Origin of the sequence: Paractinoplanes globisporus DSM 43857 (genome assembly GCF_000379645.1) — a bacterium.
Lineage (GTDB): Bacteria > Actinomycetota > Actinomycetes > Mycobacteriales > Micromonosporaceae > Actinoplanes > Actinoplanes globisporus.
On sequence record NZ_KB903331.1, the window covers coordinates 41,341 to 55,089 of the forward strand.

Annotated in this window: 10 protein-coding genes; 8 read left to right on the top strand and 2 right to left on the bottom strand. The window is 70.9% G+C overall.

Annotated elements, in window-relative coordinates; all coding sequences use genetic code 11:
* Window positions 1-5: 5 nt before the first annotated feature.
* The 6 genes from A3CQ_RS0139890 to A3CQ_RS0139915 all read left to right on the top strand — a co-directional run bounded on the left by A3CQ_RS0139890 (window position 6) and on the right by A3CQ_RS0139915 (window position 8,977).
* The gene (locus A3CQ_RS0139890) at window positions 6-887 is read left to right on the top strand and encodes a hydroxymethylglutaryl-CoA lyase (RefSeq protein WP_020516572.1); all 882 of its coding nucleotides are present in this window, start codon (window positions 6-8) and stop codon (window positions 885-887) included.
* Between the two features lie 146 nt (window positions 888-1,033).
* Window positions 1,034-2,071 carry a hypothetical protein gene (locus tag A3CQ_RS0139895; protein ID WP_157296905.1) on the top strand — a complete coding sequence of 346 codons (1,038 nt, stop codon included), beginning with the start codon at window positions 1,034-1,036 and terminating at the stop codon, window positions 2,069-2,071.
* A 287-nt stretch (window positions 2,072-2,358) separates the two neighbouring features.
* The gene (locus A3CQ_RS0139900; RefSeq protein ID WP_020516574.1) at window positions 2,359-3,522 is read left to right on the top strand and encodes a chaplin family protein; all 1,164 of its coding nucleotides are present in this window, start codon (window positions 2,359-2,361) and stop codon (window positions 3,520-3,522) included.
* A 227-nt stretch (window positions 3,523-3,749) separates the two neighbouring features.
* Entirely contained in the window at window positions 3,750-5,279 is a 1,530-nt protein-coding gene (locus A3CQ_RS0139905) for an acyl-CoA carboxylase subunit beta (RefSeq protein ID WP_020516575.1), read from the top strand.
* Window positions 5,280-5,292: 13 nt separating this feature from the next.
* Window positions 5,293-6,450 carry an acyl-CoA dehydrogenase family protein gene (locus A3CQ_RS0139910; protein WP_020516576.1) on the top strand — a complete coding sequence of 386 codons (1,158 nt, stop codon included), beginning with the start codon at window positions 5,293-5,295 and terminating at the stop codon, window positions 6,448-6,450.
* A 100-nt stretch (window positions 6,451-6,550) separates the two neighbouring features.
* Window positions 6,551-8,977, top strand: a complete 2,427-nt coding sequence (locus A3CQ_RS0139915) for an ATP-binding protein (RefSeq protein WP_026206734.1) — start codon at window positions 6,551-6,553, stop codon at window positions 8,975-8,977.
* A gap of 271 nt (window positions 8,978-9,248) precedes the next feature.
* On the opposite strand, the gene A3CQ_RS0139920 is transcribed toward A3CQ_RS0139915, so the two are convergent.
* Entirely contained in the window at window positions 9,249-9,740 is a 492-nt protein-coding gene (locus tag A3CQ_RS0139920) for a MarR family winged helix-turn-helix transcriptional regulator (protein ID WP_020516578.1), read from the bottom strand.
* A 104-nt stretch (window positions 9,741-9,844) separates the two neighbouring features.
* On the opposite strand from A3CQ_RS0139920, the gene A3CQ_RS0139925 reads away from it, so the two are divergent.
* Window positions 9,845-10,420: a YceI family protein gene (locus A3CQ_RS0139925; RefSeq protein WP_020516579.1), complete on the top strand. Its 576-nt coding sequence runs from the start codon at window positions 9,845-9,847 to the stop codon at window positions 10,418-10,420.
* Window positions 10,421-10,588: 168 nt separating this feature from the next.
* Complete coding sequence (locus A3CQ_RS0139930) at window positions 10,589-12,067, top strand: glutamate-cysteine ligase family protein (RefSeq protein ID WP_026206735.1); 1,479 nt, start codon at window positions 10,589-10,591, stop codon at window positions 12,065-12,067.
* Between the two features lie 160 nt (window positions 12,068-12,227).
* Here the strand turns inward: A3CQ_RS0139930 and A3CQ_RS0139935 are convergent, their stop codons facing one another.
* Window positions 12,228-13,739 (bottom strand): Hansenula MRAKII killer toxin-resistant protein 1, encoded by a 1,512-nt coding sequence (locus A3CQ_RS0139935; RefSeq protein ID WP_211216769.1) that lies wholly within the window; start codon window positions 13,737-13,739, stop codon window positions 12,228-12,230.
* Between the last annotated feature and the right edge of the window lie 10 nt (window positions 13,740-13,749).

A 13,749-nucleotide genomic window follows, 5' to 3' on the forward strand; every position in this document is an offset into this window, starting at 1 on the left:
CCCCCATGACGTCGTCGGTCAGCATTCGCGAGGTCGCCCCGCGGGACGGTCTGCAGAACGAGGAGCCGATCCCGACCGAGTCCAAGGTCCGCCTGATCGACGCGTTGAGCGAAACGGGCGTCGGGCGCATCGAGGCGGTTTCCTTCGTCCACCCCAAGGCCATTCCGCAGATGGCCGACGCCGACGACGTCTGGGCCAATATACGGAAAAATCCGGACGTTAGGTATTCGGCCCTCATTCCTAACACCCGGGGCGCGCAGCGAGCCCTCGCCGCGGGATTCCGCGAGATCGAGGTCGTGGTCTCGGCGAGCGACACGCACAACCGCCGCAACCTCAACCGGTCCACAGAGGAGTCGGTCGAGGACATCGCCGCCCTGATCCCGCTCGTGCACGAGGCCGGCGCCAGTCTCGAGGTCATCGTGGCGACCAGTTTCGGCTGCCCGTTCGAGGGCGACATCGACCCCGAGCGGGTGGCGGGCATCGTCGCTCGCGTCCGCGCCGACGGCGCGGACCGCATTGCCTTCGGCGACACGACCGGCATGGCGACTCCCCGCCGGGTCCGTGACCTTCTTTCGGCCGTACGCCCCGATCTCCTGCACTTCCACAACACGAGGGGTACGGGGCTCGCGAACATCCTGACGGCCCTGGAACTCGGGGTGACCGAGTTCGACGCGAGTGCCGGCGGCATCGGCGGCTGCCCCTACGCCCCGGGCGCCTCGGGCAACGTGGCGACCGAGGAGGTCGTCCACATGCTGCACGACATGGGCATCGACACCGGAATCGACCTGGACCGCCTGATCGAAACGGCCGAGATGGCCGAGAAACTGCTCGGCCGCACTCTTCCGTCCGGTGTTCTCCGGGCCGGGCCGCGTACCAGATTGGTGTGATTTCCCCCGCAGTGCGCTGCGATCATTTTTCCTATTTGTCCGCGTGACCCCCGCTCGGTCGCTTCGTTACCAATAACGAGTGGCCGATGTCGCCGGGTTCCGGCGGATCCGCCACCGGTCGAGAGTCGACGACGAGGGGCGGACCGATGACGGGGATGGCGGGCAAGCGCTTCATGCGCGCCGCGTACCCGTCCGTGTCCCCCGCCGGGGTTCCGGCGCCCTTGCCGCCTCACATCCAGGGGGCGGAGCGGCGTTGGAGCCGGTGGGGTCTGCGCCTGCTCGTCGTCGGCGGTCTGGCCGGTGCGGCCTGGCTGCTCACCGGTGCCGCCGCGCAAGCCGCGGACCGGGCGGACGAGCCCGACGGCTCGTTGCTCGGCACGGTCGTCGACGGCGACGCCATCGCGCCGGTCTCCGGACTCCTGACAGCGGCCGCCCAGCCGCTGGAGGCCGTCCCGGCCCACCAGCACCACGTCGTGGCCGACATTCTCGAGGTTCCGCAGCGGGTGCTCGCCCGGCCTGCGGAAACCGTGAGCGAGGTCGCCCACGGCCACATCGGGACCACAGTGGACACCGCCGCCGGCGGGGTCGACGCGGTCCTGCGGGAGGTTGCCGGCCCACTCCGCCTCACCGGCGGCTCGGAGCTCGTCCCGCAGCAGATCATCGCCGCGGTGGCCGACACGGCCGTCGACAAGACGACCGACACTGTCGTCACCACCCGGACCGATACGACCGGCGCCACGGCGACCGACATCGTCGCCGCCGAGGTGACCGACACCGTCGCCGCTGAGGACGCGCTCCCGGCCCCGACGGCCCCGCGAGGGCCCGGGCTGTCCGCGCCGTCCGAACGACCGGGCGCCGGTAGCACGGCACAGCAGCACGCCAAGGCCATCGCCCACCGCATAGCCCATCGGCACCGGGCCGCTCATCCGGCGGTCACCGAGCGGGCGACGGCGAGCGAGGAACAAACCGGCGGTGACGTTCCTGCCGCACCACTACAGCTGCACCTCGGGGACGTCAGCGGAACTCCGACCAGCGGGTCGGGGATGAGGACGGAAGGTGCCTCCGCGGCCTTCCTGCCGGCCACGATCGCGAACAGCTCGATGGCCTGCCATCGGCTGCCGATCGTCGCCGACGTCCAGGTCCGGTGCCACGACGCCGAGGCGCCGACCGTCTCACCTGACTGAGTGATGGCGTCCGGCGGTCCGCCCGACCGCCGGCAACCGGCCGGCACCGGCTTCGGTGTCCGCGTACCGGGTCGATTCCCCAACCGCTTGCGAACAAGCGGCGAATCGCACGACGCCTCCATCACGCAACCGCACACCGAAGCCCCACAGGGGCGCGCGTCGACAAGCGGAGTCAGGGCAGAAGAAAAGAGCCAGGGCACCGCTGCGCCCGAAATGCAGTTCCGGAACGCCGCTAACTGAATATGTCACACCATTCGCCGAAACATTTCTGAAAGGCATTTCTTCGCATGAAGAGTTGGGTTCGCAAGACTCTGAGCGTCGGTGTCCTGGCCGCTGGCGCCCTGCTGTTCGCCCCGGGCGCCGCCAACGCCGACACCCGCCAGGTGACCGGTGCCAACAACGGCATCGCCAACGGCACGCAGATCGCGATCCCGGTGCGGATCCCGGTCAACATCGTCGGCAACTCGGTGGGCATCCTCGGCGAGGCGAACTCGCAGGGCGTCGGTGTCAACAACACCGAGAGCGCCCGGGACATCCAGGCCACCGGCGCCAACAACGGCATCCTCAACGGCACCCAGGTGCTCGTGCCGATCAGCGTTCCGATCAACGCGGTCGGCAACTCGGCGGCGGTGCTGGGCGAGGCCAACGCGACCGGTGTCGGCGCCAACAACGTCGGCGGCCGCAAGACCGAGAGCGCGCAGACCACCGAGGGCCTCTGGCCGGGTAGCACTGCGCAGGTGACCGGGGCCAACAACGGGATCCTGAACGGGACCCAGGTCGCGGTGCCGATCAGTGTTCCGATCAACGTCTGCGGCAACTCGCTGGCCTTGCTCGGCGAGGCGAACTCCCGCGCGCTCTGCGGCAACAACGTGCTCGTGCACCGCGGCAAGGGCTGGAAGAAGGAAAGCGCCCACGTCACCGAGGGCGGCGGTCCGGACGTGGTCCAGGCCACCGGGAGCAACAACGGGATCCTGAACGGGACCCAGATCGCGGTGCCGATCAGCGTTCCGATCAACGTCTGCGGCAACTCGCTGGGCATCCTCGGTGAGGCCAACGCGGCGGCCCTGTGCGCCAACAACGTCGACTGGGGCTGGGGCATCGGCAACGGTGGCCGCGGGCACGGCAACGGCGGCCACGGCAACGGGCACGGCAACGGGAACGGGCACGGCCACGGGAACGGCGGCCAGAACGCCGGCGACAACGGCGGCAACGACGGCAGCTACCTCGGCGACAACGGCGCCCAGGGCGCGGGCGACCACGGCTACGGCCAGGGCACCCAGCCGGCGAGCAACGGCTACGGCGACAACGCGGGCGACAACGCCGGCTACGGCGCGGCCCAGCCCGCCTCCACCGGCTCGGGCAGCGACGCCACCGGTGGCCGGGAGAGCTCGCCGGTCGACGGCCTGACCGAGACCGTCGGCGGCCTGGGCCTGCTGAACACGCTGCACTGACAGTGGGATAGATCCGGGTAGCGCCGTCCCGGGCGCGACCCGTGCGACGCCAGGAGGCGTCGGTTAGGGCCGGTGCCCCTCCACGGCACCGGAAGCAGGAAAAACGGACGGGAGTCTCCGCAGCCGGCGGGGGCTCCCGTCCGTCGTTGTCGACCCTCGACCGGGTGCGCTACCCTAACGCTCGTTAAGGTTCTAACGTTCGTTAAGGGCCCACCGGGAGGGACGAGTTGACCATCGACGAGGAGGCGCTCGCGCAGGTACGCAAGCGCGTGCTGGCCGGCGGCGCCGAGCGGTACCACGCGGCCAACGCGGCCAAGGGCAAGCTGTTCGCTCGCGAGCGGATCGCCCTGCTGGTCGACGAGGGCTCCTTCGTCGAGGACGGCCTCTATGCCAACAGTCTCGCCGACGGCCTGCCCGCCGACGGCGTCATTACCGGAACCGCCCGGATAGCCGGCCGCGACGTCTGCCTCATGGCCAACGACTCCACGGTCAAGGCCGGATCCTGGGGCGCCCGCACGGTCGAAAAGATCATCCGCATCATCGAGCGGGCCTATCAGTACAGCGTCCCGATGATCTACCTGGTCGACTCGGCCGGCGCGCGCATCACCGACCAGGTCGACCTCTTCCCGGGTCGCCGGGGCGCCGGCAAGATCTTCCACACCCAGGTGCGGGCCTCCGGCTCGATCCCGCAGGTGTGCGCGCTGTTCGGCCCGTCCGCGGCCGGCGGGGCGTACATTCCGGCGTTCTGCGATGTGGTTGCCATGGTCGACGGCAACGCCAGCATGTACCTCGGTTCCGACCGCATGGTCGAGATGGTCACGGGGGAGAAGACGACTCTCGAGGCGATGGGCGGCGCCCGCGTGCACTGCGCCGAGTCGGGCGTCGGGCACTTCCTCTGCAAGACCGAGCAGGAGGCGCTCGACACCGTCCGCACCTACCTGTCCTACCTGCCGTCCAACTGGCAGAACCTCCCGCCTGCGGCGGAGGCCAAAGATCCTTCGGGCATCGATCTGGCCGCGTTGGTTCCGGCGAGCGAGCGTCAGGCCTTCGACATGCGACGGTACGTCAAAGGGCTCGTCGACAAGGATTCGTTCTTCGAGATCCAGGCCCTGTGGGCGAAGGAGCTCACGGTCGGGTTCGCCCGGCTGAACGGCGAGGTCATCGGGGTACTCGGCAACAACTCGATGTTCAAGGGCGGGGTGCTCTTCGTCGACTCGGCCGACAAGGCGACCCGCTTCATCCAGCTCTGCGACGCCTTCAACGTGCCGCTGCTGTTCCTCTCCGACGTGCCCGGCTTCATGGTCGGCTCGGCGGTCGAGAAACAGGGCATCATCCGGCACGGCGCCAAGATGATCACCGCGGTCTCCGAGGCCACGGTTCCCAAGATCTGCGTGGTGGTCCGCAAGGCCTACGGCGCCGGCCTGTACGCGATGGCCGGCCCCGGATTCGACCCGGACGCCACGATCGCCCTGCCCACCGCCAAGATCGCGGTGATGGGCGCCGAGGCCGCGGTCAACGCGGTCTACGCCAACAAGATCGCCGCGCTCGGCTCGGACGAGGAGCGGGCCGCGTTCGTCGCGGAGCGCCGCGCCGAGTACGAGCGCGACATCGACATCATGCGGCTGGCCAGCGAACTGGTCGTCGATGCGGTCGTCGAGCCGGCCGACCTGCGTACCGAAATCATCAGCCGCCTCGCCGCCGCCCGCGGCAAGGAGCGCGGCTTCTCCCGGCGCCGTCACGGCGTCACGCCAGTCTGACAGGAGTGGGGACATGGTCGACTTCCGGCTCAACGAGGAGCAGGAGGCGCTGCGTGCCAGCGTGCGGGACTTCGCCCGCGAGCAGGTGGCGCCGGTCATCGGCAAGCACTACGAGAGTGAGTCGTTCCCGTACGACCTGGTGCGGCAGATGGGAAAGATGGGCCTGTTCGGCCTGCCGTTCGCCGAGGAGCACGGCGGCATGGGCGGCGACTACTTCACGCTCTGCATCGCGCTCGAGGAACTGGCCAGAGTGGACAGCTCGCTGGCGGTCACCCTGGAGGCGGCCGTCTCGCTGGGCGCCACCCCGATCTACCGGTTCGGCACGGCCGAGCAGAAGGAGCAGTGGCTGCCCCGGCTGACCAGCGGTGAAGGGCTGGCCGCGTTCGGTCTCACCGAGCCGGGCTCGGGCACCGACGCCGCCGCGATCCGCACCCGCGCCGTGCTCGACGAGTCGACGAACGAGTGGGTGATCAACGGCAGCAAGGCGTTCATCACGAACTCCGGCACCGACATGACGCTGCTGGTCACCGTGATGGCGGCGACGGGGACGAACCCGGACGGCTCGAAGGAGCTCTCCACGATCATCGTCCCGGCCGGCACCCCGGGCTTCACCGTCGCGCCCGCCTACTCCAAGGTCGGCTGGTGCGCCTCCGATACCCACGAGCTTTCCTTCGACGACGTACGCGTCCCGGCCGGTAACCTGCTCGGCCCGCGCGGTCGCGGCTTGGCCCAGTTCCTGCGCATCCTCGACGAGGGACGGATCGCGATCGCGGCGCTCGCCGTCGGCCTGGCCCAGGGCTGCGTCGACGAGTCGGTGCGGTACGCCAACGAGCGCCAGGCGTTCGGCCGTTCGATCGGCAACTACCAGGCCGTCCAGTTCATGATCGCGGACATGGACATGCGGGCGCACACGGCTCGGCTCGGCTACTACGACGCCGCGGCCCGGATGCTCGCCGGCGAGGACTTCAAGCGGTACGCGGCGATCGCCAAGCTGAACGCCAGCAACGCCGCCATGGAGAACAGCCGGTACGCGACCCAGGTCCACGGCGGGTACGGCTTCATGAACGAGTCGGCGGTCGGGCGCTTCTACCGCGACGCGAAGATCCTTGAGGTCGGCGAGGGAACGTCCGAGGTACAGCGCATGTTGATCGCTCGAGGGCTCGGCCTCTAACCTGGACATTTACCGCCTTTACCGGCAAGCTTTGCGTCCGCTTTCCGACATGGTTGGATGTCCGCTCGCCGGTACGCCCATACGTGCATAGGTTCGCACCATGGCGGTAGAGGGAGCGGGCCAGAGCGGCTCAGGCTTCGATGCCGTGCTGCGCCGGAACAGGCTGCAGGCCAAGCTCACCCAGGAAGAGCTGGCCGCACGGGCCGCGATCGGAGTGCGCACCGTTCGTGACCTCGAGCGCGGCCGAGCCTCCCGCCCGCAACGCACGACGGTCGAGCTGCTCGCCGCCGCGCTCGGCCTCTCCGGCGCCGAGCGCGACGCGTTTCTCGCCGCCGCCCGCGGCCAGTCCGCCGACGAGCCGCTGCCGACCACCTCATTCCTGCAGATCCCGCCGGCCACCGAGCTGATCGGCCGCGACGACGACGTCGCCGAGCTCGTCGCCCGGCTCACCGCCCCCGACGGGCCGCGCGGCGTCACCCTGGTCGGCATCGCCGGGGTCGGCAAGACCAGCCTCGCCGTCGTGGTCTCGCACCGGGTCGCCGAGGCCTACCCGGGCGGTGTCGCCGGCATCGTGATCACCGACGGCGCGTCGATCGGCGAGATCCTCGGCAGCATCGCGGCCGCCTTCGCCGTGGGCCACCCCGACGACCTGGTCGGCCGGTTCGCCGGGCGGGCCGGGCTGCTCTTCGTCGACGCGGTCGAGCGCTCGCCCGACGCCACCACCGAGATGCTCACCCGACTGCTCGACCGCATCCCGACGCTGCGGTTCCTCGCCACCGGCCGGCATCCGGTCGGCCTGCCCGCGGAGCGCGTCTGGCCGCTGGCGCCGCTGGTCGCACCGCCGGTCGAGACACCGGACACGCTGGCCGCCGTCGAGGCGTACCCGGCGGTGGGTCTCTTCCTGGAACGTCTCGGCCGAGTGCGCCGCACCCAGGTTGAGCCCGATGAGATCGCGCCCTTGGCCACTCTGGTCCGCCGTCTCGGCGGCCTCCCGCTCGCGATCGAGCTCGCGGCGGCCCGCGGGCGCGTGCTGACCATCCCCGAGATCCTCGACCGGTACGGCGACCGCCTGCTCGACCTCGATCGTCCGGGCACCGGCTCGGTCTCGCTGCGCGACGCCGTGGCGGCCAGCTACCGCCTGCTCAACCCCGGCGAGCAGCGGGCGCTGCGACTGCTCGCGATGTTCCGGTACCGCTGGTCGCTGGCGCTCGCCGAGCAGATGACCGACGGCGCGCAGACCGACGGCGCCGACATCGTCCACCTGCTCGACCGACTGCTCGAGCTGGGCCTGCTCAGTGTCCGGGGCAGCCGCACGGTCCGGTTCCGGCTGCTCGAGTTCGTCCGCGACTACGCGGCCGAGCGCGCCGCGGCCGAGGGCGAGCTGACCGAGGCGCGGCGGCGGCACGCGCTGGTCCTGGCCGACCTGGCCCAGCAGATCGCGCCCGACCTGATCGGGGTCCGGCTGGCCGAGGCGGCCGGTCGGCTCGACGACGTCTCCGGCGACCTGGGCACCGCGCTCGCCTTCGCGGCCGGCGAAGACCCGCACACCGCACTGCGTCTCGCGGCCGCGCTGCCGCGCTGGTGGCGGTTCCGCGGTCGGGATGTCAGCGGCCGCCAGTGGCTGCGTCGCCTGCTGGACGACCCGCGCACCGCCGACGCCGACCCGGCGACCCGGGCCTGGGCCAAGGTCGGGCTGGCCCAGCTCGCGCTCGAGCACGGCGCCGGCGCTGAGGAGATCGGGTCGGCGATCGCCGCCGTGGCCGAGTTCGAGCGGCTCGGCTCGGTCGGCGGGCAGCTCGCTGCGCACACCCAGCTGGCCGGCCTGTTCATGACCATCGGCGGCTACGACGAGGCACGCCGGCACGGGATGGCGGCGCTGGCCCTGGCCCGCCGGGAAAACAAGATCCGTGACATGGCCGTCGCCGAGAACAACCTGACCTGGCACGAGATCCGCGAGGGCGACCTGGCGGCGGCGCGGCGCCGGCTCGCGGCGGTCGACGACCTGGCCAGTCAGTGCGGCGAGGAGCGGCTGCGGGCGCTCGCGATGGCCAACCTCGCCGAGGTGGCCCGGCTGGACGGCAAGGCCGACGAGGCCGAGCGGCTGGGCCGCGGCGTGATGCCCGAGCTCGAGCGGGTCGGCGACCCCAACCACCGGCGCCGGCTGCGGGCCACGATCGGACTCGCGCTGGCCGAGCTGGGACGGGTCGACGAGGCGCTCGAGGTGCTGGAGCTGCTGCGACTGCCCGAGGAGCTGCCGCCGGACGGGCCGGCCGCGGTGGTCGAGGCGGCGATCGCGCTGAGGCAGGGTGAGCAGAAACACGCGGCCGAGTGCTTCGCGAGGGCGGCCGAGGCGTACGACGGCGCGCACGACAAGCGGGACGTGGTCGAGGCGCTGGTCGGCTTCATCGTCAGCACGCCCGACCAGCAGGAACGGGCGGCCGCGCGGCGCCGGCTGCGGGACCTGTGCGAGGCGGGCGGCATCACCTTGCTACCCCGTGAGCAGGAACGACTGGCCGCCGCGGGCTGATCGCGCTGAGCTCGCGGGGCGCGGACGGCCGGCGTTCGTGCCCCCCACGCGCCGGCCGTCGCAACGCCCCACCACTAAGCGGCGAGAACGAAGCTCCCCCGTCAGCCCCGTAGTCGCCTCGGTCGCGCCGCATCCCCCTTGCGCTGATCACAGTAGCCGCGCCCCGCCCGCAATCGAGGAGATATGTCCGTTTGGACCCTCGGATCGGCCGGTTCTGCCGGTAGTTCTGCCGGTTTGCCGCTCGACGAGCCGGGGACGTGCTTCGATGGAATCAGGCCGCCTCGGCCGAGGCCGACTCGCCGCTGCCGGCGGTGGCGCACGGGTTGACCGCGTCACGGATGGTGCGCAGCGACTCGAGCAGGCCCGTCAGCTGGTCGGGAGTGAGCTGGCCGATGAACCACTGCTGCACGAGGGCGAGATGACCGGGCAGAACCTCGTCGAGACGCCGCAGACCCGCGTCGGTGACCACCGCGTACGAGCTGCGGCGGTCGCTGGAACAGGCCTCGCGGCGGACCAGGCCGTCGCGGTCCATGCGGTCGACGACGCGGGTGACACCGCTGGTGGACAGCGAGGTCTGACCGGCCAGGTCGGTCATCCGCAGGCGGTTGCGGGGCGAGCGGGCGAGGCGCATGAGCACCTCGAACTCGACGGCGGAGAGGCGGTGCTCCTCGAACTGCGCGGTGAAGCGGGCGGTCAGCCCGACAAACGCCTCGGTGAACAAGCCGACCGCGGTGAAGCGGTCGTCATCCAGGTTGGTACTCACGGGTTACATCTTAACCCAGTCACTTGACAGGTGGAATGTTGCGCAGACTATAGTTGTTACGTCACGCAAAGACGACCACCAGTGCTCGAAAGAAGGAACTAGTCATGACCGAGTCCGTTGCCACCCGTGCGTTCGAGGGTCTGCAGATCCCGGCTGCCGGCACCTACGTGCTCGACGCCGCGCACAAGCGAGTCGGATTTGTGGCGAAGCACCTCATGATCGCCAAGGTTCGTGGCCACTTCGCCGAGGCCTCCGCGACCATCACCGTCGGCGAGGACCCGCTGCAGTCCACGGTCTCCGCGTCGATCGTCGCCGCCAGCATCGAGACCGGCCAGGTCGACCGCGACAACCACCTGCGCAGCGGCGACTTTTTCGAGGCCGAGAAGTACCCGACGCTCGAGTTCCGTACCACCGGTATCAAGTCGCACGCCGGCGCCGAGTTCGTGCTCGACGGCGAGCTGACCATCAAGGGCACCACCAAGCCGGTCGAGCTGGTCGTGGAGTTCGAGGGCGCCGCCGTGAACGGCTACGGCAAGGCGATCTTCGCGTTCAGCGCGCACACCGAGATCGACCGCGAGGACTGGGGCCTGACCTGGAACATGGCTCTTGAGTCCGGCGGCGTCATGGTCGGCAAGAAGGTCAAGATCGAGATCGAGGGCGAGGCCATTCGCCAGGACTGATCTCCGGCAAATCGTCCACAGTCGAGCCGCCGTCCGCATCATGGACGGCGGCTCGCTGCTGTCTGGCGCAGTGGCCCCGCGGGATGGCAAGGTGGACCGAGCGCACATGTTCGCTCACAGGGTGGTGATCGAAAGTCCGTTTCGTCCCTGGCTGTGCCGGGAGGGTACGTGGGCAAGGATCTCTCAACCATCGCCTTTGCGCCCGAGGACCGGGTGACCTATCGGCACAAGGTGCGCCGATGTCTCGACGTGTTCGCGCGGATGCTGGACGAGGGCGCGTTCGAGACCGCCGACGGGATGACCGGGCTGGAGATCGAGCTCAACCTCGTCGAGGACAACGGACGGCCGGCCATGCGCAACGCCGAGGTCCTCGGCTATCTGGCTGACCCGACATTCCAGTCCGAGCTCGGGCAATTCAACCTTGAGCTCAACGCGCCGCCCCGGCTCATCGGGGGCGACGGCTTCGGGGCGTACGAGCGGGAGATCCTCGAATCGCTGCGGCGGGCCGCCGATCGTGCCGCGAAGGCCGACAGCGGGATCGTGCTGATCGGGATGCTGCCCACGCTGACCCCCGACGACCTGGTGCTGGCGAACCTCTCGGCGAACCACCGGTATCGCCTGCTCAACGACGAGATGGCGGTGGCGCGGGGCGAGCAGTTCCACCTCGACATCCACGGCATCGAGCGGCTGCAGAGCGCCAGCGACTCGATCGCTCCCGAGGCCGCCTGCACCAGCGTGCAGTTCCACCGGCAGGTGTCGCCCGACCGGTTCGCCCGGTACTGGAACGCGTCGCAGGCCGTCGCCGGGGTGCAGGTGGCGATCGGTGCGAACTCTCCGTACTTCCACGGCCGGCGCCTGTGGGCCGAGACCCGGATCGCGCTTTTCGAACAGGCCACCGACGTGCGGCCGGACGAGCTCAAGGCCCAGGGTGTACGCCCGAGAGTCTGGTTCGGCGAGCGCTGGATCGACTCGGTGCTCGACCTCTTCGAGGAGAACGTCCGGTTTTTCCCGCCGCTCCTGCCGATCATGACCGACGAGGACCCGGCGGGCGTCCTGGCCGCCGGCGGTGTGCCGCACCTCGGCGAGTTGCGCCTGCACAACGGCACGGTCTACCGCTGGAACCGGCCGGTCTACGACGTCATGAACGGCCGCCCGCATCTGCGCGTGGAAAATCGGGTGCTGCCGTCCGGCCCGACCGTCGTCGACCTGCTGGCCAACGCCGCCTTCTACTTCGGCCTGATCCACCAGCTCGCCGAGGAGGAGCGGCCGATCTGGCACCGGTTGCCGTTCGCCACCGCCGAGGACAACTTCCACCGCGGCGCCCGCGACGGCATCACGGCGATCATGAACTGGCCGACGCTGGGCGAGATTCCGGTGACTGAGCTGGTCCGCGCGGTTCTGCTGCCCCGGGCCTACCGCGGCCTCGACCTGCTGGGCGTCCACCCCATCCACCGCGACCGGCTGCTGCGGATCATCGAGGAGCGCTGCCGCACGGCCCGCAACGGCGCCAGCTGGCAGACCGAGGCCGTCTGCACCGCCGAGCTGCGCCGCGGCCTGAGTCGGCAGGCCGCCCTGCACGACATGCTGATGCGGTACTGGGCCCTGCAACAGAGCAACGAGCCGGTACACACCTGGCCAACGGACTGACGCGCCGACGCGCCGATGCGCCGACCGGCTGGCGGATGGGCCGATGCGCCGACCGGCTTGCGGATGGGCCGACCGGCTGGCGGATGGGCCGACGGGGCGACCGGCTTGCGGATGGGCCGACGGGCTGGCGGATGGGCCCACCGGCTGGCGCATGGGCTGCTCAGGTGGCGGGGGGCTTGGGGTTGATCTGGGCGACCGTGGGCGTGGTCGGTGGGGGCGTGACCGTTGACTTCGGGGACTCGGGCTCGGGGGGCTTGGGAGCGGCCTTCTTGGCGCGGGGGCGACCGGTGCGTGCGGCCGCGGCGATTTCCGGGTCGCCGTTTTCGTCCGATGCGGACGATGGGGTCGCCAGTGCGCCGGGGTGGTTGGCGATCGGCGACGGAGCCTTGGGCGGATCGGTGACCGGTCTGGGGGCTTTGGGTGGGTCGGTGAGGGCGTTCGGGGCGCGCGTCGCGGCGGTGCCGATCACCGGGTCGGGCTTGGGCGTGCCGGACGGCCTCGGCGTGGGTGCCGGGCGTGGCGCGGGCGTCGGCTCGGACCGCTGAGCGGGTGCGGGCTGGCCGGGTGCGGGCTGGCCGGGTGCAGGCTGGCCGGGTGCAGGCTGGCCAGGCGTGGGCTGGCCGAGTGCAGGCTGGGCCGACGCGGGCTGGGCGGACGGCTTTGCCCGGCCGGTTACCGCCGCGGAGCTTGCGGCGGGGGCTTGTGTGGCGTCGGTGAGGTGCAGGTCTTCCGTACGGTCGGGGTCGTCCTCGTCCTCCGGGGTGGGTGCCACCTCGTCGGCGGGGGTGCGCGGGGCCGCGGACCTGGCCACCGCGACCGTGAGGGCCGAACCGGCCAGGCCGGCCAGGACCGCGTACGGCGCGATCAGGTAGGCCGACTCGATCGGGCCGGGCGTGCCGGTCAGGCGAGGGGAGAGGGCCAGGAAGGAGAGGGCCACCAGAAGCGGCCCGACCGCGCCGGAGGTGGCGGCGCCCAGGCCCAGATCGCCGCGGCGGACGGCGGGGACGACCGCGATCACGCCGATCACGAAGGCCGCGATCAGGGTGAGCAGCGCGCTGGGCCAATAGATCACGCCGTACCGGGTCGTGGTCGACTCGACGAACTGCCAGCTCGTCAGGTAGGTGGCGGTGTCGCGGTTGAGGCTCAGCTCGACGACGATCGCGGTGATCGCCAGCGCCCACAGCCAGGCCGCGGTGGCGATGAGGTTGGCCGCGACCGGTCGGGAGCCGACCGCCCAGAACGCGATGAGGACGCCGAGGGCCACGCCGAGAAGGGCGTACCCGGCGGCGATCGTCTGTGGCGTGTGCGCGTCGAGGCGTACGGCCGATCTTGCTGGAAGCGCGATGAGCGCGACGGCCACGAGGGCCCCGATCCCCGCGGAGATCGCGTAGGCCAACCGCCAGGGCCAGGTGGGCCGCGCGGCTTGAGCCCCACCCGTCCGGCTCGCGATGACGGCGCCCAGAACCGTGGCGCTCGCGGTGATCCAGGTGGCCCAGCCGAGGCTGCCCAGCCACTCGCTGCGATCCTGAGTCACGGTGATCGGCCAGACGATGACGCCCAGGCCGTAGCCCAGACCCAGTTGCGCGGCACCGGTCCCCGCGGCCACTCCGGCCGCGGTGGCCACCCGTGCTGTCCAGCCCTTGTCGGCCATGCCGGGCACTGTAGCGGTCACTGCCTACACC

Excerpts from the sequence above, each read along its gene's own strand:
- A3CQ_RS0139890 (WP_020516572.1), top strand. The coding sequence starts at position 6 with ATGACGTCGTCGGTCAGCATTCGCGAGGTCGCCCCGCGGGACGGTCTG.
- A3CQ_RS0139895 (WP_157296905.1), top strand. The coding sequence starts at position 1,034 with ATGACGGGGATGGCGGGCAAGCGCTTCATGCGCGCCGCGTACCCGTCC.
- A3CQ_RS0139900 (WP_020516574.1), top strand. The coding sequence starts at position 2,359 with ATGAAGAGTTGGGTTCGCAAGACTCTGAGCGTCGGTGTCCTGGCCGCT.
- A3CQ_RS0139910 (WP_020516576.1), top strand. The coding sequence starts at position 5,293 with ATGGTCGACTTCCGGCTCAACGAGGAGCAGGAGGCGCTGCGTGCCAGC.
- A3CQ_RS0139915 (WP_026206734.1), top strand. The coding sequence starts at position 6,551 with ATGGCGGTAGAGGGAGCGGGCCAGAGCGGCTCAGGCTTCGATGCCGTG.
- A3CQ_RS0139925 (WP_020516579.1), top strand. The coding sequence starts at position 9,845 with ATGACCGAGTCCGTTGCCACCCGTGCGTTCGAGGGTCTGCAGATCCCG.